This window comes from Rhizobium ecuadorense (genome assembly GCF_001187535.1).
Classification (GTDB): Bacteria; Pseudomonadota; Alphaproteobacteria; order Rhizobiales; family Rhizobiaceae; genus Rhizobium; species Rhizobium ecuadorense.
Map to the genome: position 1 here is coordinate 1 of NZ_LFIO01000920.1, position 230 is coordinate 230.

Genomic DNA, 230 nt, shown 5'->3' on the forward strand with positions numbered 1-230 from the left:
GGATCTGGCGGCATTCCTCGAACTGGTGACCAATCGACGCGGCAGCCTGCCGGAAGGCATAGACTTTCCCAAAGCCGTAACCACGCCGCTTATCACCGGTTTGCTTGGCGTACCGATCGACAAGGCGCGTGAAGCAGGGGTTTTAGCCGTCGTTTGCATTTTCGAAGGCGTCTCGGAAGTGCAGTTGAAGGGGCAGGTGCTGCCATTGCTACCGGCGAGTATCCGTAGGC

At 58.7% G+C, this 230-nt stretch carries 1 pseudogene; it reads left to right on the forward strand.

The annotated features are described in order from the left end of the window. Window positions 1-230 (forward strand): annotated as a pseudogene (locus AF337_RS16010) (hypothetical protein); the annotation flags it as partial.